The organism is Zobellella maritima, assembly GCF_003075035.1.
In the GTDB taxonomy this organism is placed as follows: domain Bacteria; phylum Pseudomonadota; class Gammaproteobacteria; order Enterobacterales; family Aeromonadaceae; genus Oceanimonas; species Oceanimonas maritima.
Map to the genome: position 1 here is coordinate 216,213 of NZ_QCZE01000003.1, position 19,079 is coordinate 235,291.

Below are 19,079 nucleotides of genomic sequence, written 5' to 3' on the forward strand. Positions count from 1 at the left end.
GCTCTTGGTTGGTTCCTGCCAAGATTAAAATTCGCCACGCAACCAGTTGCCCACCCGCTTCAGCAGGCCGGATACGCTGGTTTTGTTGTTGTATTCCAATTGAGGCATGGACTGGTGCTCCTTGCCGTATTGCAGCAAGCCGACAGCCGTCGAATAGACTGGCGTTTCCACATAATCCGATAGCCCTTTAACCCCCGAGGGCTGGCCGATACGTACCTGGCACTGGAACAGCTGTTCGGCACACTCCACCAGTCCTTCAATCTGGGCCGCACCACCGGTCAACACCAGGCCGGCGGCCAGCTGATGCTTGACCCCCATTTTTTTCAGATCGCTCTGTACCTTGGTCAGCTCCTGATTGATCATCCCCAGCAGTTCGCTATATCTGGGCTCGATCACCTCCGCCAGGGTCTGCCGCTGCAGGCTCCGGGCCGGACGACCACCGACGCTCGGTACCTCTATGGTATCCTCCTTGCTTACCTTCCGGCTGAAGGCGCTGCCATGGCGCACCTTGATCGCCTCGGCGTCCAGTGGCGGCGTACCAAAGGCATAGGCGATGTCGCTGGTCACTGTGCTGCCCGCATAGGGGATCACCTTGGTATGGCGCAGGGCCCCCCCGGTAAATACCGCCATGTCCATGGTGCCGCCACCGATATCGACGACACAGACACCCAATTCCTTTTCATCGTCGGTCAGCACCGCATAGCTGGAGGCCAGCGCGCTGAATATCAGCTGATCGACCCGCAGCCCCAGACGTTCTACGCATTTTTCAATATTGCGCGCCATATCGTTATGGCAGGTGATCAGGTGGACCTTGGCATGCATGCGCACCCCGGACAGCCCAATCGGGTTCTTGATGCCCTCCTGAAAGTCGATGGAGAACTCCTGGGGCAGCACATGCAGCACCCTGTGTTCATCGGACAGGCGCACCGACTTGGCGGTATGGATCACATTGTCCACATCCTCCTGGGTCACATCCTCATCGGAAATGGGCACCATGCCGCTTTCGTTGCGACATTCGATATGCTTGCCCGAGAGCCCCAGATAGACAGAGGTAATCTGGCAGTCGGCCATCATCTCGGCCTCATCCACCGCCCGCTTCAGTGACTTGACCACCGACTCGAGATCGTTAACGCCCCCCTTGTCCATGCCCTTGGCCGCATGGCTGCCCAGGCCGATGATATTGAGGTCGCCGTCCGGCAGCACTTCGCCCACCAGAGCCGTGACCTTGGCCGTGCCTATATCAAGCCCGACGATTAGATTGCGTTCCGCGTTTTTTGTCATTGTCTGTCTCTTCGTCCCGCTTCCATCCTACCGCCAGGCCCGTATCGTAACGCAGATCCAGGTAGTCGATCCGCTCACGCTCCAGGATACCCGGGTAGACATCAATAAATCGCTGCAGACGGGTTTCTATATGTTCCCGTCCCAGGATTAACCTGACCCCGTTGGACAACGCCAGCTCCCAGGAGAGCCTGGGAGTCAGATGTACATGGGTTATGTCGTAACCATAGGGCTGCAGCAGCTGCTGCAAGCCATAATATTCCGTTAATACCTTGCCGGACTCTTCATCGGGCCCCGACAGGGACACCAGGGCCAGCTCCAGGCCACGATAATCCGCCTCAAAAATGTCTCCCTGGCGGTTGAGCAGGGCCCCTTCATTCCAGAAGGCGGCCACGTCCTGCTCGACGATATAGACCCGCAGCTTGTCGGGCCATTGCTTGCGCACCGATACCTGGGACACCCAGGGCAAAGTCAACAGCTGTTGCTGGACCTGATCCACCTCCAGGGTAAAGAAGTTATCTACCTGGGGCAGGGCAAGGACGGCTTCCCGCACCTGCTCCCGGCTCAGGTATTCGTGCTCACCCTGGATGATCAGGCTATGCATCGGCAGCTGATTGGAAGAGGTGATCCACAGTCCGATTTGCCACAAGCCCCACGCCAGGGTTGCCAGCACCGACACAAACAGAGTCAGGCCGGCAATAAAGCCCAGGCGAGTCCGAGTGACGGTGCCGCCCATATCAGTACGCCATCTCCAGCACCTTGACCACCAGCTGTTCAAAAGACAGGCCGGCAACCCTGGCCGCCTTGGGCACCAGGCTGGTTTCGGTCATGCCCGGCACCGTATTCACCTCCAGCAACCACCATTGACCATCGGCATCGCGCATCAGATCGACCCGCCCCCAACCACTGGCGGCCACCGCCCGGAAGGCATTCAGACTCAGGGCACCCAGTTCGGCTTCTTCCGCTTCACTCAGGCCGCAGGGGCACAGATATTCGGTATCCCCGGACTGGTATTTGGCCGAGTAATCATAAAAATCGTGGGGGGTGCGCAGGCGGATAGCCGGCAATGCCTGTTCGCCCAGGATACTGACGGTATATTCATCCCCCTGGATAAACCGCTCGAGCAGCACCTCATCGTCAAACCTGAAGGCCTCGATGATCGCTTGGGCCAGGGAGTCGGCATCGGTGGCCTTGGTCATGCCGATGCTGGAACCCTCATGGGACGGCTTGACGAAAATGGGCCCCCGGAACTGTGCCAGCAGTGCGGCCGCGTCATCCGGGGTAAAGGAGTTTTTATGCACCACCCGAAATTCGGCGGTAGGCAACCCCATGCTCCGCCAGACCTGCTTGGTGCGGATCTTGTCCATCGCCAGCGCAGCCCCCAACACCCGGGAACCGGTGTAGGCCAACCCCAGATGTTCCAGCGCTCCCTGCAGGGTGCCGTCTTCCCCACCCCGGCCGTGAACCACGATAAAGGCGCTATCAAACCCCGCATCCTTAAGGCGGGCCAGCGGATAATCCCGGGTGTCGACGCCATGGGCATCGACACCCGCTCGCTGCAACCCGGCCAGCACGGCCGCACCGGAACGCAACGACACCTCCCGCTCGGCGGAGCGACCGCCATAGAGCACAGCAACCTTGCCAAACCGGCTCATACCTGCTCCCCCTGTGGTTGTTTCATGGCCGCCACTGACAATTGCAGCTCACCCAACTTGCGTGCCAGTCCGCCGACATTGCCGGCCCCCTGGGTCAGTACCAGATCTCCGTCCTGCATCAGCTCGGCCAGGACTGCAGGCACCTCGTCCGGCGTTGCCACATAGACGGGCTCGAGCTGGCCACGGCTGCGGATGGTACGGCACAGGGCCCGGCTGTCGGCGCCGGGGATCGGCGCCTCACCGGCACTGTATACTTCCAGCAGGATCAGCACATCCGTCTTTGACAGCACATCGACAAAGTCCTCGTACAGATCCCGGGTGCGGGTGTACCTGTGGGGCTGATAGATAGTCACCAGGCGGCGCTCGGGCCAGCCGGCACGCACCGCATTCAGGGTGGCCCGGACTTCGCTGGGGTGGTGACCGTAATCATCCACCAGCTTGACTCTGCCCCTGCCCGTGTCGAACTCACCGTATTGCTGAAAGCGACGGCCTACCCCGGCAAACTTGGCCAGGGCCGCCAGTATCGCCTGGTCGGCCACCCCGTCCTCACAGGCCACGGCGATGGCCGCCGCCGCATTCTGGGCATTGTGCCGGCCGGGCAGGTTCAGCTGCACCTCCAGGCTGCTGCCGTCCGGACGGCAAACCCGGAAGCAACTGTGATCGTGCTGCTGGATAAAATCTTCTATCCGGTAATCCGCATCCTCGGCGAATCCGTAGCTGACAAACTGACGGCCAATTCTCGGCAACAGCTCACGCACCACGGGATCATCCACGCACAGCACCGCCAGGCCGTAAAACGGCAGATTGTGCAGAAAATCCATGAAGGTGCCTTCCAGCTTGCTGAAGTCACCGCCATAGGTATCCATATGATCCGCTTCGATATTGGTGACGATGGACACCATGGGCTGCAGATGCAGGAAGGAGGCATCGCTCTCATCCGCCTCGGCAATCAGGTAGCGGCTTGAGCCCAGACGGGCGTTGCAACCGGCGCTGTTGAGCAGGCCACCGATCACGAAAGTGGGATCCATGCCCGCCTCACCATAGATGCTGGCCACCAGGCTGGTGGTGGTGGTCTTGCCATGGGTGCCGGCCACCGCCACCCCGTGGCGAAAACGCATCAGCTCGGCCAGCATTTCGGCCCGGCGCACCACAGGGATGCGCAGCTCCCGGGCCGCCAGCAGTTCGGGGTTGTCGGGGTGGATGGCGGTGGACACCACCACCACGCTGGCCTGTTCAACCTGTTCGGCGGCATGGCCCAGGTAGATGGTCGCGCCCAGGGCGGCCAGCCGATCGGTGACCACATTATGGCTGATATCGGATCCGGAAATGGCATAGCCTTCGTTGGCCAGCACCTCGGCGATGCCGCCCATACCGGCGCCGCCGATACCAATGAAGTGGATCCGCCGCACCCGTCTCATCTCGGGTACCATGGTTCTCAGTTTTGTCAGTTCAACCTTGGTCATGCCATTCTCTCATTCATTTTTAGCTGCGCACGCAGGCACTCGGCCACCCGCTCTGCTGCATCGGTAATTGCCAGTTTTCGGGCCTGTTCGGCCATCGCCAGCAGGCGGGCACGATCCCCGGCCAGGGTCTGCAGCTGCTCGGCCAGTCCGGCCACGGTCAGCTCCCTCTGAGGCAGCAGACAGGCTGCCCCCGCATCGGCCAGGGTGCGGGCATTCTTGGTCTGGTGATCATCCACCGCATGAGGCAGGGGCACGAAGATGGCGCCCAAGCCCGCCGCCGCGACTTCAGACACCGTCAGCGCACCGGCCCGGCACACCACCAGATCGGCCTGGCCATAGGCACCGGCCATATCGTCGATAAATTCGCTGACATCGGCCTCCAGCCCCAGTGCCCGGTAGGCGATACGCACCGCCTCGCCATTGCCCTTTCCTGTCTGGTGACGCACCCGGATGTTGCCGGCCCGGGCTACCGCCTGCGGCACCATCTCGTTCAGCACCCGGGCCCCCAGGCTGCCGCCCACCACCAACAGCCGCAACGGCTGGGGCGCAAGGTCAATACGTGCGGCCGGGGCGGCCAGGGCCAGCACCTCCGGACGTACCGGATTGCCGACTACGGCGGTCTTGTCGCTGACGGCGAAGGCACCAGGGAAGGCCATCAACACCCGCTTGGCCAGACGGGCCAGCAGGCGGTTGGTAAGCCCGGCGGCGGCATTCTGTTCATGCAGGATCAGCGGAATACCGGCCAGCCTGGCCGCCACCCCGCCGGGACCGGCGGCAAAACCGCCCATGCCCAGTACCACCTGGGGTCTAACTTCACGCAGCACGGCCCATGCCTGCAACAGCGCCCTCAGGATCTGGAAGGGGGCAGTCACTAGCCGTTTGAGGCCATTACCACGAATTCCGGCAATGGCGATGGTATGCAGGGGATAACCGTGGCTAGGTACCAGCCGGGCCTCCATGCGGTCCGCGGTGCCCAACCAGTGCACCTGCCAGCCCTCGTCCCTGAGCCTGTCGGCGACCGCCAGGCCGGGAAAAACGTGTCCGCCGGTACCACCGGCCATCACCAGCAGGGTCTTGCTGTCGCTCATGTCGCCTCCCGCTGTCTGGCCTGCATGTTGTCGCGCCGCCATTCATGGTCGATACGTACCAGGATTGCCACCGCAGCTCCAATCACCAACAGGCTGGAGCCGCCGTAACTGACCAGCGGCAGGGTCAGGCCCTTGGTGGGCAGCAGGCCGGAGGCCGCGCCTACGTTAACTACCGTCTGGAAGCTGAACCAGATGCCGATGCCCATCGCCAGGTAACCCTCATACTGGCGACCACCGAGCAACACCTTCTGTCCAATCAACAGGGCCTTGAAGGCCAGCCAGGCCTGCAGCGCCAGCACCAGTAGTACGCCGATAAAGCCCAGCTCCTCGCCCAGGATGGCAAATACAAAATCGGTATGGGCTTCGGGCAGGTATTCCAGTTTTTGGATGGAATTACCCAGGCCTTCCCCCAGCCAGCCCCCGCGGCCAAAAGCCATCAACGACTGGGTCAGCTGATAGCCGCTGCCAAAGGGATCATCCCAGGGGTTGAGGAAAGAGGTCACCCGACGCATCCGGTAAGGGGAACTGACGATCAGAAAGCCCACCAGTGAACAGCCCAACACAATCAGGCTGATAAACTGACTGAGCCGGGCACCGGCCAGAAACAGCATCCCGATGGTGGTCACGAACAACACCACCACAGACCCCAGATCCGGTTGCATCAGCAGCAGCACCGACATGGCGGCCATCACCGCCAACGGCTTGAGGAAGCCTTTCCAATGGCCCCTCACTTCCGCCTGCCGGCGTACCAGGTAACCGGCGAGGAAAGTGAATAGTGCCAGCTTGGCGAGTTCCGCCGGCTGCACATTGATGGGCCCGAGGGCCAGCCAACGAGTACTGCCGTTGACATTACGCCCCACCACCAGCACCAGCAACAGCAACAGCAGTGCCAAAATCAGAAAACTGCCGCTGAATTGCTGCCAGCGGGACATGGGTACCTGCAGTACCAGGCCGCTCAACACCAGGCACAGCAACAGGAAGGCGCTGTGTCGCTTGACGAAATAGAAGGGGTCATCATTCAGGGCGATACCCTCGGCAATCGAGGCCGAAGCGACCATGGTCAGGCCGATGGCCATCAGCGAGAGCGCCAGGATCACCAGCTGGCGATCATAGATCAGCCCCTGGGACGGCTGCAGGAGCCAATCGAGATCCAGGCTGGGAACAAGCTTCATAGGGCCTCCACCAGGGTGATGAAATGCTGGCCCCGAGCCATGTAGTTGGCATACATATCCAGGCTGGCACAGGCCGGAGCGAACAGCACCCAGTCACCGGGCAAGGCATGACTCGCACACCAGGAAACCGCCTCGGGCAGGCCTGCCACCGCTACGGTATTGTCCGCCAGGGCCAGCAGCCTGTCCTTATCCTGGCCGAAGCACAGCATACCGGCGATGCGATCTTTCAGCAGCGGCGTGAGCGGGCTGAAGTCCTGGCCCTTGCCCTGGCCGCCGGCGATCAGCCATAGCCGGCCGGTCACGCTCTCGGCCACCCCGGCGATGGCCGCCAGGGTAGCGCCCACATTGGTGGCCTTGGAGTCGTTTAGCCAGCGCACGCCCTGCTTCTCCGCCACAAACTGGCATCTGTGGGGCAGTCCGCTGAACTCCCGCAACACTGTTAGCTGGGCGGCTTCGGGAATGCCGACCTCATCGGCCAAGGCCATGGCTGCCAGGGCATTGAGCTGGTTATGGCTGCCCACTATCCTGAGCTCGTCCACCGCCAGCACCGGCTTGCCAAACCGGCTTAGCCACAGCCGGCCCTGCTGCTCGAGCCGGCCATATTCCCGTTCATCCAGACCGAAGCTGACGCCACCGCCCGCCGGAGGCAGGGTCTGGCTGTCTTCCCGGTTATAGAGCTTCAGCCCGGCATGACGGTAGATGGTCAGCTTGGTATCCCGATAGTGGGCCAGGGACTCGTAGCGATCCAGATGATCTTCACTGATATTGAGCACGGTCGCCGCTACCGCCCGCAAGCCGGGAGTGGTTTCCAGCTGGAAACTGGACAGTTCGAGTACCGCCAGTTCCAGCGGCTCGGTCAGCAGATCCAGCGCCGGGGTGCCGATGTTGCCGCCCACTCCCACCCGGACACCCGCGGCCTTGGCCATCTCGCCCACCAGGGTAGTGACGGTACTCTTGCCATTGGAGCCGGTAATGGCCACCACGGGTGCCGGGCAGGCCCGCACGAACAACTCTATGTCACCCAGGATCTCGATCCCGGCGGCCAACGCCTGCTGCAACTCGGGGGTGGCCAGCGGCACCCCCGGGCTGACCACGATCAGCTCGGACGCCAGCAGCTGCTCTACATCCAGGCCGCCGAAATAGCGGCTTACCTCGGCGGGCAGCTGATCCTCGCCGGGAGGATGCAAACGGGTATCCATCACCCGGGGCAGCCGTCCCCGGCGCAGGCAATAGCGCACACAGGAAAGTCCCGTCTGTCCAAGCCCAATAATCAGGATCCGCTCTGGTAACATCTTTTACCTCAGCTTCAGGGTAGCCAGGCCAACCAGCACCAGCATCAGGGTAATAATCCAGAATCGCACTATTACCCGCGGTTCAGGCCAGCCTTTCAGTTCATAATGATGATGGATAGGAGCCATGCGGAAAATACGCTGACCACGCAGCTTGTAGGAGCCCACCTGCAGGATCACCGACAGGGTTTCGATCACGAAGATACCGCCCATCACTACCAGCAAAAACTCCTGGCGGACCAGCACGGCGATGGCACCCAAGGCTGCCCCCAGGGCCAGGGAGCCGACATCGCCCATAAATACCTGGGCCGGGAAGGTATTGAACCAGAGGAAGCCCAGTCCCGCACCGACCATGGCGGTACAAACCACCGTCAGCTCACCGGCATGAGCCACATAGGGAATATGCAGGTAGCTGGCGAAATTGACGTTGCCGGTAGCCCAGGCCACCAGGGCAAAACCAGCCGCCACCATCACGGTTGGCATGATCGCCAGACCGTCGAGGCCGTCGGTCAGGTTGACCGCATTGCTGGAGCCGACGATCACGAAGTAGCTGAGCACGATAAACAGCAAGCCCAGCTGGGGCATCACATCCTTGAAGAAAGGCACCACCAGCTGGGTCTGGCTTGGCTCCCGGGCGATCGCATAGACAAAGACGGCCGCAGCCAGGGCGGCGGCCGACTGCCAGAAATATTTCCAGCGGGCAATCAGGCCATCGGTATTCTTGCGCACAACCTTGCGGTAATCGTCGACAAAGCCGATGGCACCAAAGGTTCCCAGCACAAACAGCACCACCCACACATAGGGGTTGGACAGATCGGCCCACAGCAACACAGAAACGAAAATGGCGATCAGGATCATCAAACCGCCCATGGTGGGAGTACCGGCCTTGCTGAAATGGGATTCGGGACCGTCATTGCGCACCACCTGGCCGATCTGCAGCCGCTGCAGCCGGCGGATCAGGTGGGGGCCTATCCACAGGGAAACGAACAGGGCGGTCAGGATGGAAATGATGGCCCTGAAGGTCAGATAGGAAAACACATTAAAAAAACTGAAATGGGGAGTCAGTAACTCGGCCAGCCAGACTAGCATGATATCCCCTCCTGGATGGCCCGAACCACGTCTTCCATCCGGGCACTGCGTGCACCTTTCACCAAAACTACCACCTTATTGTGCTGTGCCAATGCCTCGGCCAGGACCGGCCACAGCTGCTGTTTGTTGTCAAAATGCCGTCCATGGGCTGCCTGCGCCGTATGGCGGCTGTCCTGACCCACGGTCAGTATCAGGTCGATACCCAGCTTTCTGGCATGTTCGCCCACCTTGATATGCATGTCCTTGCTATAACCGCCCAGCTCCGCCATATCGCCAAAGGCAAAGATCCGATAGCCGGGCAGGCTGGCCAGGGTATCCAGCGCCGCCAATACCGAAGCGACGCTGGCGTTATATGTATCATCCAGTACCGTCAGACCGGGTCGCGTCCATACCTGCAAGCGGCCCTTGGCTGAGTTGAACGCGCCAAGTCCGGTCGCTATCTCCTCCAGGCTGGCACCCAGCGCCTGGGTCGCCGCCGCCGCCGCCAGGGCATTGGCCACATTATGTCTGCCCGGTACCGGCAACTGCACCGCCACCTCGCCCAGGGGGGTCAGCAGGCGGAAGTGGGCACAGCCCGACTTGTCCAGGGTGACCTGTCGGGCTTCGTATTCCCGGCGCTCGCCAAAACTGATCAACGGCCACTGGGCCCGCCAGCCGTTATAGAAAGGGCTGTCGCCATTGGCAATCGCCACACCGCCGGCCACCAGGCCGTCGTAGATCTCGCTCTTGGCCTTGGCGATGCCCTCAAGCGAGCCGAACCCCTCCAGGTGAGAAGCCTCCACATTGTTAATCAAGGCTACATGGGGCTTGACCAGCGAGCTGGTCCAGGCGATTTCGCCGATATGGTTTGCGCCCAGCTCAACCACCGCAAAATCGGTGTCCGCTGTCAGCTCGCACAGGGTCAGAGGAACACCGATCTCGTTGTTCAGATTGCCCCGAGTCGCCATGACCTTGCCTTTTTGCTGCAATATCGCCGCCGCCATTTCCTTGACCGTGGTCTTGCCACAGCTGCCGGTAATGGCCAGAAACCTGGCCGAGCTTCGCTCCCGCACCAGACCGCCGAGCAGGCCCAGTGCCAGGCGGGTGTCTGCCACCTTGATTTGGGGTACTTCCAGCTCCAACCAACGTTCAACCAACAGGGCGCAAGCGCCCTGTTTCACGGCCTGGGCGGCGAATTCATGGCCATCGAAACGTTCGCCGATCAGCGCCACGAAGAGGCAGCCCTTGGCCAGCGGCTGCCGGCTGTCGGTCGTCACCGCCAGTATGGCCTCGTCGGCACCGCGCAACTCGCCACCACTGGCCTGGGCCAACAGGCTTAAAGGCAGGCTGATCATAGGGCTATCCCCAATAACCGGGCCGCGGTTTCACGATCGCTGTAATGATGCTTGTGTGTACCCACTATCTGATAATCCTCATGGCCCTTGCCGGCCACCAAAATAATGTCATCGGGCGTTGCCTGTTCAACCGCCAGGGCAATCGCCGCTGCTCTGTCATGGACCCGCATGGCCGCATCCGGCCTGGTCAGGCCTGCGACCATATCGGCCAGGATGGCCCCGGCCTGCTCAGTACGCGGGTTGTCATCGGTCAAGATCAACCGATCCGCGCCGGCCTCTGCCGCCGCGGCCATCAAGGGTCGTTTGCCTTTGTCTCTGTCACCGCCACAGCCGACCAGACACCAGAGCTGTCCCCGGCAGTGCTGGCGCAAGGCCTGCAGGGCCTGCTCCAGGGCGTCGGGGGTATGGGCGTAATCCACGACCACCAGCGCCTTGCCCGGACGATAAAAACGCTCCATCCGCCCTGCCACGGCGCTCAGTTGCGGAGCCGTAGCCAACAGCGCATCAAGGGACTCGCCCAGCGCCAACAGGGCCGCCATCGCCGCCAACAGGTTGGCGACGTTGAAGCGTCCCAGCAAAGGAGCGGATAATACACCATTCCCCCAGTCGGAGTTAATGGTCACTTTCAACCCATCATTATAAAAATGTACGGTTTCGGCCACCAACTGCGGGCCGGCAAAGTCCCCTACCCGACCGTGCAGGCTATAGCCGATGGCATCCGGATACAGGCTGAGCCAGCGGCGACCCACGCTATCGTCGGCATTGATGATACGCGTCTTCCGACACTGCTCGAACAACTGCCGCTTGGCTTCGCCGTAAGCAGCCATGGTTCCGTGATAGTCGAGGTGATCACGGCTCAGATTGGTGAATACAGCCACATCAAAATCCAGCGCCGCCACCCGGTGCTGGCACAGCCCGTGAGAGGACACTTCCATCGCTACCCGCCCGGCGCCCTGGGCATGCAGGGCGGCCAGCTGTTGCTGTACTTCCAGGGCTGATCCTGTGGTATTGACCGCCTCCTGCAGCTGACCGAACAGGCCGTTGCCGAGGGTGCCCATGACTCCCGCCTTGCGTCCCAGCAGACTGCTCCAGTTGGCAATCAACTGGGTGATGGTGCTCTTGCCATTGGTACCGGTCACCCCCACCAGCTGCAATTCCGATGAAGGATCGCCATAAAAGATACCGGCCAACAGCGACAGCTGGCGGGGCAGCTGATAGACCCCCAGCAACCGGTGATCCTGATGATCCAGGCCGGCCTGCTCCGGGCTGTCCACTTCATGGATGACCGCCGCCGCCCCTGCCGCCAAGGCCTGGGAAATAAACTGCCTACCGTCCACCGAGTGGCCCTTGATCGCGATAAACAGGCAGCCAGGCGTGACTGCCCGGCTGTCCAACGTCAAGGAAGAAACGGTGATCGCCGGTGCCGACAATCCGAGCGGCACCGCAAGATCTCTAAGTGTGAGGGACATTGCGCGCCTCCTGTCCGGCCAACTGTAACTGCTCTTCGGTCGCGGCGTCCGGGCGAATATTGAGCAGCTGCAGGGCCGCGCTCATGACCTCGGCAAACACGGGGGCCGCCACGTCCCCCCCATAATATTGCTCGCCCTGGGGTTCATTGATCACCACCACCATCGCCAGCCGTGGGTCGCTCACCGGTGCCATACCGCCAAATACCCCGACATAATCACTGCCATAGCCACCGGCAATGGCCTTGCGCGACGTACCCGTCTTGCCGGCCACCCGGTAACCGGGGATCGCCGCCTTACGGGCCGTGCCCCCCGGGCCTATCACGCTTTCCATCATCTGCAGTACCGCATCAGCATGTTGCCTTGGCACCGCCTGCTCGCCCACCGGCGGCTGACTGCGCTTGACGATGGTCAGCGGATAGCGCACACCACCATTGGCCAGTACCGCATAGGCCTGAGCCAGCTGCAACGGAGTAACGGTAATACCATAACCAAACGACAGGGTCGCCCGCTCTATGTCGGACCAGCGGCGGCGTTGGGGGATCATGCCGGTACTTTCGCCCACCAGCCCCATGCCGGAGTCGATGCCCAGCCCGAAGCGGTACAGGGTATCCAGCAACTGCTCGGGGGTTTCCTGCAGGGCCATGCGTGCCATGCCCATGTTCGAAGAACGCTGGATAACGGTTTTGACACTGATCTTGCCCAGGTTGCGGGTATCCGACACCCGCTTGCCGCCCAGACGCATCCAACCCGGCGAGGTATCGACGATCGAGTCCGCCTTGATAATGTCGTTTTCAAGCGCACTGACGACAATCAGCGGCTTGAGTGTCGAGCCCGGCTCATAGGTGTCGGTGACTGCCCGGTTGCGGGCGCGGAAGCTCTGATACTGGCCCCGGTTGTTGGGGTTAAACGAAGGGGTGTTGACCATCGCCAGTACCTCTCCGTTTTTCACGTCCAGCAACACCAGGGAAGCGGACGTCGCCCGATGGAATTCCGATGCCCGCTTGAGGGAACGATAGGCCAGCGCCTGCAGGCGCTGATCTATGGTGAGCTGGATGTTATTGGCTTCCCGGCCCTCCGATACCACCCCCAGATCCTCAATGACCCGTCCCATGCGATCCTTGCGCACCCGACGCTCGCCGGCCTGAGCAGTCAGCCATTCGTTGTAGGCCCGCTCTATGCCCTCAATTCCTTTGCCATCGATGTTGGTCATGCCCACCAGGTGGGCGTTAATTTCGCCGGTCGGATAAAAACGACGGGCTTCGGGCCGCAGGTGCACGCCCGGTAACTTCAGTTTGCGGATATATTCGGCGACCGATGGGGTGACCTGTCGCTGAAGGTAGACAAAACGGCGCTTGGGATTCGCGACCCTTTGCTGCAGGGTCTCGGCGGGTATGCCCAATACGTCTGCCAGTGCTTGCCAGGCCCGGGTTTTCGCCAGGCTGTTTTCCCCATGAACCTGCTTGGGATCGGCCCACACCGCCTGCACCGGAACAGACACAGCCAGCTCTTCACCGTTGCGATCCAGGATCATGCCACGGGTGCTGGTGGTGGTCGTGGTGCGCAGGGAACGCATGTCACCCTCCAGCCGCAGCCGGTCCGGCGACACCACCTGGATCCAGGCGGCCCGGGCAAACAGGGCCACGAAGGCGAGCAAAATCACACTGCAGACGGTGGCGAAGCGCCAGCCGACCAGCAGGGGTTCTTTCTTGTGCGTCTTGCGCCGTCTCATCGTTTGGTAACCAACTTTTCCTCAGAGGGAGCCGGTCGGCTCATGCCCAGCTTGTTACGGGCCAGGGCTTCTATCCGGCTGTGCTCCATCAGGGTGCTCTGCTCCAACAGCAAGTTTCGCCACTCGATATCCAGGCGATCCTGCTCCGCCATCAATTCGTTGTATTCACTGGTTAGTTGCCGGGTGCTGTGGGTCACCAGGATCACCGTCATCGCCGAACCCAGGGTGAGCAAGGCCAGCAGCATACGCCATTTGTGGCGCCATAAATCCAGGCCAATTTCCTTGGTCAGATTTATCCGCCGCTCAATCATTCAGCCTCCGCCAACCGTTCGGCGACCCGCAACACGGAGCTGCGGGCCCGGGCGTTGGCCGCCACCTCCTGTTCGGAAGGTTTCTGTGCCTTGCCGATGCTCTTCAACAGGCGACCACCGGCCAGCTGCGCCTCGGTCAGCGGCAGTCCGTGAGGTACTTCAGGTCCTTTTTCATGTTTACGGATAAAGCGTTTAACCAGCCGGTCTTCCAGGGAATGGAAGCTGATCACCGATAGCCTGCCCCCGGGGGCCAACACCTCGAGGGCACCGTCCAGCGCCTGTTCGATTTCGTCCAGCTCGCTGTTGATATAGATGCGAATGGCCTGGAAGCTGCGGGTGGCGGCATGCTTGTTTTTTTCCCGACTGGGGTTGACCCGGGCAATCATCTCGGCCAGTTGCCGGGTGCGGGTAAACGGAGTCTGAACCCTGTCGTGAACGATGGCGCGGGCAATCTTCCTGGCAAATTTTTCTTCACCGAAGGTTTTCAGCACCCAGGCGATATCATCCACCTCGGCCCGGGCCAGCCACTCGGCCGCACTCTGACCACTGCTCGGATCCATGCGCATATCCAGCGGGCCGTCCTTTTGAAAGCTGAAACCGCGCTCCGCCTCGTCCAGCTGGGGTGAGGAGACCCCCAGATCAAGCAGGACGCCATCTATGCGCCCTGTCATACCCTGCTCTGCCATCATCTCGGCCAGGCGAGAAAAAGGACCGTGCAGAATTTGAAAGCGGGGATCATCGATGGCTTCAGCGGCGGCGATGGCCTGGGGGTCCCGGTCGATGGCAAACAACCGGCCCTCCGCGCCCAGCTGGCTGAGGATCAACCGCGAATGCCCCCCCCGTCCGAAAGTGCCGTCGACATAGATACCATCGGGCTTGAGTGCAAGACCGGCGACCGCCTCATGCAGCAGAACGGTAATGTGTTCCTGTTTATCATTCATTTATAAAGAAAAGTCCCGCAAACGTTCTGATGCCGACCAGTCCTGTTCAGGCAGGACCAGCAGGTCATCGTTAACTTGTTGTTGCCAGCGGGACTCGCCCCAGATTTCGAACTTGTTCAATTGTCCCACCAGCATGATTTTTTTTTCGAGTCCGGCATGTTGCCGCAAGGGTCCAGGTACCAGGAACCGCCCCTGGGCATCCAGTTCACACTCACTGGCATAGCCCAACAGCAGGCGCTGAAGACGCCGCTCGGCCGGATTCATACTCGACAACCCTTTCAACTTCTTTTCTATTTCTTCCCATTCGACCAGGGGATACAGCAATAAACAGGGGTTATTGATATCTATGGTGCATACCAGCTGACCGTCGCAGTCATCCCGCAACCAGTCCCGAAAGCGTGTCGGTATCGCCAGGCGCCCTTTGCTATCCAGGCTGATGGCGTGCGCACCACGAAGCATCAAGCATCCTTAGAATCTACTTTAATCCACAATAAGCCACTTTTTCCCACCACGATAGAGTGTAAGGAGGGGACTCAAGCTTTTCAAGCTGGGAAGTACTGATATCGGAGGAAGTGCGACCCGCACCCTGAAACAGGTCATTCGTTGTCTGTGCTATAGGATGAATTTGACAAAGAGGGGAAAATGAACGCTCAACCAAAAGCAAGAGGCGCAGCCTGAGCTGCGCCTCTGAAAGTGTTGGAGTCGGCCTTTAAGCCGGGTTCTGTCCCGAGCAAGCTCGGTGACGATCATTCCTCTAGGCCAGCAATCGCTCACTGGCTCAAGCAACCTACCCGCCCCCAGCGCGGGCCGCACCTGTAGGGGGCCTATTTGGTCTTGCTCCGGGTGGAGTTTACCGTGCCACGAACTGTTGCCAGTCGCGCGGTGCGCTCTTACCGCACCCTTTCACCCTTACCTGATCCCTTGCGGACCATCGGCGGTCTGCTCTCTGTTGCACTGGTCGTGGGCTCACGCCCCCCAGGCGTTACCTGGCACCCTGCCCTATGGAGCCCGGACTTTCCTCCCCCCCGCTCGTTTGCCCGAAGGCATAACGACGAGGCAGCGATCGCCTGGCCGACTCCGGGGCGGAGTGTACACCAGCCCGGCCCCCGGCACAAACACTGATGGGTCCTGGGACTTGAGACCTGGATAAGATCAAAACCACACCAATCCCATCAGGAGTATTACTCCTGCTCCAGCCCGTATTTATAAAGCGCGTTTTTCTTCACGCCATGTATCTCGGCGGTGATGGCAGCGGCCTTCTTCAGCGGCAATTCGGCCCGTAACAATGCCAGGGTACGCAGCGCCTCGGCGGGCAGCGCCTCGCTATCCGGCTTGTGACCCGCCACCATCAGCACTATTTCCCCCCGGCTGCGGTTATCATCCTCGCTCAGCCAGTCCAGCATCTCGCCGGCCGGCAGGCTATGAATGGCTTCAAAGGTCTTGGTCAGCTCCCGGGCGACCACTAACTGACGTTCCGCTCCCATCACCGCCACCAGCTCGGCTACCGTATCCAGCAGGCGGCGGGGCGACTCATAAAAGATCAACGAGCGGCTTTCTTCTTTCAGGCTTTCCAGCTTGTCATGACGGGCTTTCTGTTTAGCCGGCAGGAAGCCCTCGAAGGCGAAGCGGTCGGTGGCCAGACCGGCTGCAGAAAGTGCGGTAATGGCGGCGCAGGCCCCGGGCAGGGGCACCACCCGGATCCCTGCTTCGCGACAGCGGTTGACCAGGTGATAGCCGGGATCGCTGATCAAGGGGGTACCGGCATCCGATACCAGGGCGATACTCTTACCCGATAACAGCCGGGTAACCAGCTGCTCCGCCTTGTGCTGCTCGTTGTGGTCATGCAGGGCCCAGGTTGGAGTGCTAATCTGGTAATGGGAAAGCAGCCTGGCGGTATGTCGGGTATCCTCGCAGGCAATCACATCCACCTGCTGCAATACTTCCAGGGCGCGGTGGCTGATATCACTCAGGTTACCAATTGGGGTCGGCACTATATAAAGAACAGACGCTGGGCTCATAGGGTCTCCTGCGTAAGCAATTGTCTCACCAGCATGCCCCCATTACACTAGGGACAAGAATGACACAGCTTGGAATTAATGGATTGGCTAAACATATTCAACGCGGGAGTGTATCACGACTGCTCTGCACCATGGTGCTTTCCTCCTCGCTGCTGGCATGCGGCGCCATTGAACCGACTCGAGTCAGCGTTCAGGAGCAAACGGCACCAGAGGTTTTTTCCGCCATCGACAGACCGGCGCAACAATATCATCGCCTGTCGGACAGGGCACCACAGCAAGCGCTGTTTGCCTGGCAGGCATTGGCCATCCGAGCCTATCTGCAACAAGGGGAACCGGACAAGGCCGAAGCCCTGTTAGCGCAGTTACCGCTCAATGCCAATACGCCGACTCAGCAGGCAATCGCCCTGCTACTGCAGGCAAACTGGGCCGAGTCCAGCAACCGGCCTGAACTGGCCGAACAAAGCCTGAACCAGCTGGATACGGCGGCCCTGCCGGAAACCGGCCTGTCGCTGCTGTTGTCGACCCAAGGCCTGTTGCTCGAAAAACAGGGACAACCCCTCGCCGCCGTCCGGCAATATATCGCCTTGCACAGACGGCTGTCCGGCACCGAAGCCGACCATATCCGGGAGCGTATCTACCGCCTGCTGGCTGAGCAAAGCCCTGCGTCATTACGAATGGCACAAAAGAAAGACGATGGTGAGGCGACCCGCGGCTGGTTTGAATTGATGGCCATTGTCAACAATCAGGCTCTGCAGGCCGCCCCAAGGCAGTGGCAACTGGAATCCTGGTCCCAGCTATACCCTTCCCATCCAGGGGCGATATTTTTGCCCCCCATGCCGGACCAGCCCCGGCAAGCGCTTTACCAGCCCGATCACATAGCCGTTCTATTGCCCCTCAGCGGCCGCCTGGCCGAACAGGCAGAAGCCATTCGTACGGGTATGATGCACGCCCATGGGGGACAAGGCGCCCAGCTGAGCTTTATCGACACCAATGACCGCAGCATCGACACCGTATACCAACAGGTACAGGCGCTCGGCGCCGACTTTATTGTCGGGCCCCTGTTAAAGGAGAATGTAGAGGCGCTTTTGGCGCTCCAGCCGACCTTGCCGGTACTGGCGCTTAATGAACCTGCTCACAAACCTGAGCTGACGCATACCTATTACTTTTCCCTGTCGCCGGAGGCCGATACCGTCGAGGTTGCCCACCATATGTGGGAGCAGGGCCACCGACATCCCCTGGTGTTTGCCCCCGACCACGAGCTGGGCCGGCGGATTGCCAACCAGTTTGACCTGCTCTGGCAGCAGCTAAGCGGAACACCTGCGACCCTGGCCTATTTTGGAGATAAGGACAAGGTCGAACAGGATATCAGGGCGGCGCTGGCCACATCGGCTCCCCCGGACAGCAATGGCAGGCAAGTCCAGCCTGGTAACGACCCCGACTGGGTGAGCGCCACCAATGCACCGGTCGACGCCCTGTTCCTGGTCACCAATGCCACCGAAACCCAGATCACCTTGCCTTATTTTCACCTGGTGCAGGACAGTCAGGGGGCCGCCAGGTTGCCGGCCTATGTCATTTCCCGCAGCTATGTCCCTGAGGGCGCGACCGTGCGTGAATTCAATGGCCTACAGCTGGCAGACATGCCCTGGATGCTCGAGGCATCTCCCCAACTGAAGGAAGAAATATCCGAATCCTGGCCCCAAGCAAGCAGCAGCTGGCTGCGTCTGTTTGCATTTGGTCATGACGCCCTGGCCAGCCTGCCGCAACTGGGCCAGCTGCGAGCCAGCTCCGAGCAGCTGCCGGCGCTGACCGGGCTGTTGAACATTTCTCCGGACGGAACCCTGCAGCGAAGCCTGCAGTGGGCAATATACCAAGATGGGCGCTGGCTACCCGCCCGGTAGCAAGCGGGCACAGGGTGACGCCCATGAGCGGCGGGCCGAGGCATACCTGCGTCAGCAGGGGCTGAGGCTGCTGTGCCGCAATTTCCAATGCCGACTGGGTGAAATTGATCTTATCATGCACCAGGGTGATACCCTGGTGTTTATCGAGGTACGCTACCGTAAAAGCCGGTACTTTGGTGGTGCCCTCGCCTCGGTGACCGCCGCCAAGCAAGGTAGAGTAAGACGCACCGCCTCTTTTTATTTACAATCCAGGGGACTGAACGAAGCACGGCAGCCTTGTCGCTTCGATCTGATCGCCTGTGAAGGCTCAGACATTCACTGGATACAAAACGCCTTTTAAGGGAT

Annotated in this window: 17 protein-coding genes and 1 other RNA gene; 2 read left to right on the top strand and 16 right to left on the bottom strand. The window is 60.8% G+C overall.

Annotation, left to right across the window (positions count from 1 at the left end):
• Positions 1 to 24: 24 nt before the first annotated feature.
• The 16 genes from ftsA to rsmI all read right to left on the bottom strand — a co-directional run bounded on the left by ftsA (position 25) and on the right by rsmI (position 16,836).
• Positions 25 to 1,281 carry a cell division protein FtsA gene (gene ftsA, locus DCS96_RS15005; protein ID WP_116475211.1) on the bottom strand — a complete coding sequence of 419 codons (1,257 nt, stop codon included), beginning with the start codon at positions 1,279 to 1,281 and terminating at the stop codon, positions 25 to 27.
• A complete protein-coding gene (locus DCS96_RS15010) occupies positions 1,241 to 2,014 on the bottom strand; it encodes a cell division protein FtsQ/DivIB (protein ID WP_116475212.1) in 774 nt (257 codons plus the stop codon). The genes ftsA and DCS96_RS15010 overlap by 41 nt, the downstream gene beginning before the upstream one ends.
• A 1-nt stretch (position 2,015) precedes the next feature.
• The gene (locus tag DCS96_RS15015) at positions 2,016 to 2,933 is read right to left on the bottom strand and encodes a D-alanine--D-alanine ligase (RefSeq protein ID WP_116475213.1); all 918 of its coding nucleotides are present in this window, start codon (positions 2,931 to 2,933) and stop codon (positions 2,016 to 2,018) included.
• A complete protein-coding gene (gene murC / locus DCS96_RS15020; protein WP_116475214.1) occupies positions 2,930 to 4,396 on the bottom strand; it encodes a UDP-N-acetylmuramate--L-alanine ligase in 1,467 nt (488 codons plus the stop codon). Before murC ends, DCS96_RS15015 begins: the two co-directional genes overlap by 4 nt.
• Positions 4,393 to 5,484: an undecaprenyldiphospho-muramoylpentapeptide beta-N-acetylglucosaminyltransferase gene (gene murG, locus DCS96_RS15025; RefSeq protein WP_116475215.1), complete on the bottom strand. Its 1,092-nt coding sequence runs from the start codon at positions 5,482 to 5,484 to the stop codon at positions 4,393 to 4,395. The genes murC and murG overlap by 4 nt, the downstream gene beginning before the upstream one ends.
• Positions 5,481 to 6,656 carry a cell division protein FtsW gene (gene ftsW / locus DCS96_RS15030; protein ID WP_116475216.1) on the bottom strand — a complete coding sequence of 392 codons (1,176 nt, stop codon included), beginning with the start codon at positions 6,654 to 6,656 and terminating at the stop codon, positions 5,481 to 5,483. The genes murG and ftsW overlap by 4 nt, the downstream gene beginning before the upstream one ends.
• Positions 6,653 to 7,948, bottom strand: a complete 1,296-nt coding sequence (gene murD, locus DCS96_RS15035; RefSeq protein ID WP_116475217.1) for a UDP-N-acetylmuramoyl-L-alanine--D-glutamate ligase — start codon at positions 7,946 to 7,948, stop codon at positions 6,653 to 6,655. The genes ftsW and murD overlap by 4 nt, the downstream gene beginning before the upstream one ends.
• Positions 7,949 to 7,951: 3 nt before the next feature.
• A complete protein-coding gene (gene mraY, locus DCS96_RS15040; RefSeq protein ID WP_116475218.1) occupies positions 7,952 to 9,034 on the bottom strand; it encodes a phospho-N-acetylmuramoyl-pentapeptide-transferase in 1,083 nt (360 codons plus the stop codon).
• On the bottom strand, positions 9,028 to 10,368 hold the full coding sequence (locus DCS96_RS15045) for a UDP-N-acetylmuramoyl-tripeptide--D-alanyl-D-alanine ligase (protein WP_116475219.1): 1,341 nt from the start codon (positions 10,366 to 10,368) through the stop codon (positions 9,028 to 9,030). The genes mraY and DCS96_RS15045 overlap by 7 nt, the downstream gene beginning before the upstream one ends.
• On the bottom strand, positions 10,365 to 11,837 hold the full coding sequence (gene murE / locus DCS96_RS15050; protein ID WP_116475220.1) for a UDP-N-acetylmuramoyl-L-alanyl-D-glutamate--2,6-diaminopimelate ligase: 1,473 nt from the start codon (positions 11,835 to 11,837) through the stop codon (positions 10,365 to 10,367). Before murE ends, DCS96_RS15045 begins: the two co-directional genes overlap by 4 nt.
• Positions 11,821 to 13,566, bottom strand: coding sequence for a penicillin-binding transpeptidase domain-containing protein (locus tag DCS96_RS15055; RefSeq protein ID WP_116475221.1), 1,746 nt, complete (start codon positions 13,564 to 13,566; stop codon positions 11,821 to 11,823). Before DCS96_RS15055 ends, murE begins: the two co-directional genes overlap by 17 nt.
• Positions 13,563 to 13,877: a cell division protein FtsL gene (gene ftsL / locus DCS96_RS15060; RefSeq protein ID WP_198650094.1), complete on the bottom strand. Its 315-nt coding sequence runs from the start codon at positions 13,875 to 13,877 to the stop codon at positions 13,563 to 13,565. The genes DCS96_RS15055 and ftsL overlap by 4 nt, the downstream gene beginning before the upstream one ends.
• Positions 13,874 to 14,818, bottom strand: a complete 945-nt coding sequence (rsmH, locus tag DCS96_RS15065; protein WP_116475222.1) for a 16S rRNA (cytosine(1402)-N(4))-methyltransferase RsmH — start codon at positions 14,816 to 14,818, stop codon at positions 13,874 to 13,876. The genes ftsL and rsmH overlap by 4 nt, the downstream gene beginning before the upstream one ends.
• Complete coding sequence (gene mraZ / locus DCS96_RS15070) at positions 14,819 to 15,277, bottom strand: division/cell wall cluster transcriptional repressor MraZ (protein ID WP_116475223.1); 459 nt, start codon at positions 15,275 to 15,277, stop codon at positions 14,819 to 14,821. It abuts the gene before it with no gap.
• Positions 15,278 to 15,512: 235 nt separating this feature from the next.
• Positions 15,513 to 15,897, bottom strand: an RNA gene (gene rnpB / locus DCS96_RS15075) — RNase P RNA component class A.
• A 102-nt stretch (positions 15,898 to 15,999) separates the two neighbouring features.
• Complete coding sequence (rsmI, locus tag DCS96_RS15080) at positions 16,000 to 16,836, bottom strand: 16S rRNA (cytidine(1402)-2'-O)-methyltransferase (protein WP_116475224.1); 837 nt, start codon at positions 16,834 to 16,836, stop codon at positions 16,000 to 16,002.
• Between the two features lie 83 nt (positions 16,837 to 16,919).
• Here rsmI and DCS96_RS15085 point away from each other — a divergent pair, with 83 nt between their 5' ends.
• Both DCS96_RS15085 and DCS96_RS15090 read left to right on the top strand, forming a co-directional pair.
• The gene (locus DCS96_RS15085; protein WP_157953643.1) at positions 16,920 to 18,734 is read left to right on the top strand and encodes a penicillin-binding protein activator; all 1,815 of its coding nucleotides are present in this window, start codon (positions 16,920 to 16,922) and stop codon (positions 18,732 to 18,734) included.
• Complete coding sequence (locus DCS96_RS15090; RefSeq protein WP_116475226.1) at positions 18,709 to 19,074, top strand: YraN family protein; 366 nt, start codon at positions 18,709 to 18,711, stop codon at positions 19,072 to 19,074. The genes DCS96_RS15085 and DCS96_RS15090 overlap by 26 nt, the downstream gene beginning before the upstream one ends.
• The last annotated feature ends 5 nt before the right edge of the window (positions 19,075 to 19,079 follow it).

Coding starts and splice junctions, on each gene's coding strand:
- ftsA (WP_116475211.1), bottom strand. CDS start 1,281: ATGACAAAAAACGCGGAACGCAATCTAATCGTCGGGCTTGATATAGGC.
- DCS96_RS15010 (WP_116475212.1), bottom strand. CDS start 2,014: ATGGGCGGCACCGTCACTCGGACTCGCCTGGGCTTTATTGCCGGCCTG.
- DCS96_RS15015 (WP_116475213.1), bottom strand. CDS start 2,933: ATGAGCCGGTTTGGCAAGGTTGCTGTGCTCTATGGCGGTCGCTCCGCC.
- murC (WP_116475214.1), bottom strand. CDS start 4,396: ATGACCAAGGTTGAACTGACAAAACTGAGAACCATGGTACCCGAGATG.
- murG (WP_116475215.1), bottom strand. CDS start 5,484: ATGAGCGACAGCAAGACCCTGCTGGTGATGGCCGGTGGTACCGGCGGA.
- ftsW (WP_116475216.1), bottom strand. CDS start 6,656: ATGAAGCTTGTTCCCAGCCTGGATCTCGATTGGCTCCTGCAGCCGTCC.
- murD (WP_116475217.1), bottom strand. CDS start 7,948: ATGTTACCAGAGCGGATCCTGATTATTGGGCTTGGACAGACGGGACTT.
- mraY (WP_116475218.1), bottom strand. CDS start 9,034: ATGCTAGTCTGGCTGGCCGAGTTACTGACTCCCCATTTCAGTTTTTTT.
- DCS96_RS15045 (WP_116475219.1), bottom strand. CDS start 10,368: ATGATCAGCCTGCCTTTAAGCCTGTTGGCCCAGGCCAGTGGTGGCGAG.
- murE (WP_116475220.1), bottom strand. CDS start 11,837: ATGTCCCTCACACTTAGAGATCTTGCGGTGCCGCTCGGATTGTCGGCA.
- DCS96_RS15055 (WP_116475221.1), bottom strand. CDS start 13,566: ATGAGACGGCGCAAGACGCACAAGAAAGAACCCCTGCTGGTCGGCTGG.
- ftsL (WP_198650094.1), bottom strand. CDS start 13,877: ATGATTGAGCGGCGGATAAATCTGACCAAGGAAATTGGCCTGGATTTA.
- rsmH (WP_116475222.1), bottom strand. CDS start 14,818: ATGAATGATAAACAGGAACACATTACCGTTCTGCTGCATGAGGCGGTC.
- mraZ (WP_116475223.1), bottom strand. CDS start 15,277: ATGCTTCGTGGTGCGCACGCCATCAGCCTGGATAGCAAAGGGCGCCTG.
- rsmI (WP_116475224.1), bottom strand. CDS start 16,836: ATGAGCCCAGCGTCTGTTCTTTATATAGTGCCGACCCCAATTGGTAAC.
- DCS96_RS15090 (WP_116475226.1), top strand. CDS start 18,709: ATGGGCGCTGGCTACCCGCCCGGTAGCAAGCGGGCACAGGGTGACGCC.